The organism is Siphonobacter sp. BAB-5385 (assembly GCF_002261125.1).
In the GTDB taxonomy this organism is placed as follows: domain Bacteria; phylum Bacteroidota; class Bacteroidia; order Cytophagales; family Spirosomataceae; genus Siphonobacter.
Map to the genome: position 1 here is coordinate 1 of NZ_NMPS01000043.1, position 1,231 is coordinate 1,231.

1 protein-coding gene is annotated in these 1,231 nt (G+C 52.7%); it reads right to left on the reverse strand.

The features are described from left to right. Positions 1-1,231 (reverse strand): hypothetical protein (locus BWI93_RS27640; RefSeq protein ID WP_217902230.1); only part of this gene is annotated, 1,231 nt, incomplete at both ends.

Sequence of the window (1,231 nt, forward strand, 5' to 3'; positions counted from 1 at the left end):
GATGGTGTAGAACTGACTAGCGTTAATGCCGTTTCCGTTTTGATCCGTCGAGAGTACGTTCGACGTTGACCAACCCGTATTGGCCTGATAGGTGTTTCCCGAAAAGGTCATTACGGCCTTATACCGTACGACCTGACTGCCGCCATTTTTCGCAGGGATCGCATTTACCGTGAAGGTTTTGCCTCCACTACCGTTCGTACCCGTCGTGATGCTTGCAATTCGAGGGTAATCCGCGTTCGCGTAATTGAAATTCGTCTGCGGAGCATCGACGTTGTAGGCCGATGAGCAGTTGGCATAGAACGTCCAGGCTGTTCCCTGATCCGCCGTGACCTGCGGATTAATCACAAAATCCAGCTTGTCCCCTGCAATCACTGCAATGCTTCCCGCCGTACGCCAGCTCGTTGCCGTGTAGGCATTCACCACTACTCCGTTTTTGCGGACGCTCAGCTTATCCGGGATAAGCCCCGAATCAAACATGTAGTTAACCGTTCCTGCCTTGGTGACCGTGTAGGACTTTGTCGTAACCTGATTACCACCCGAGGCCGCATCCGTTACATTACAGATCGCATCTGACGTACCACCGCTGGGCATCGTGATCGACTTGGGCTCACCCGCAGGACCGTACGCATTGTTTTTAAACACCTGGGGGCGGTACGTGTAGGTTTTCCCAGGCGTCAGATTCGTGTTCGTATAACTAGTGCCGCTGTTTCCTGCCGCAATGGCTACGTTGTAGGTAGCCCCGTTATCCTCACTCCGATAGAAATCCAGTCGCGTATAATTGGTATTGTTAGCCGAGTAATTAATGGTAGCCGACGTACCATCTGCTGACGCCGTGATGCTCGTGATAACCGGAGCATATACGGGATCAGCTACGTTAGTCAGCGAAACCGGGCCAAAGACCTGCTTAGCCGATGGGGGCTTGGTACCCTGACGGCCAATCCGGATTTTACGGGCGTTGTAATCATTAATAGCCGTAAACGTGACGCTTTGCTGACCGGGAGCAGAGACAAATACGTACTGCGTAGATGTCCAGCTACCACTCGAAGCCGTTGCGTTGGGATCGGATGAAATCTCGACTACCACTTCCCCGCCTTCGTCTTGCGTAGTGAAATCCACCTTGATGCTATTGCTGCCATTAAGCGGCGTGAGCACCACGTTGATGACCGGTAGGTACGCATCCACGGTAATGGGCCGGGTGATTTCAATCTGTTTCGAGAAGGGGGTATAGGCT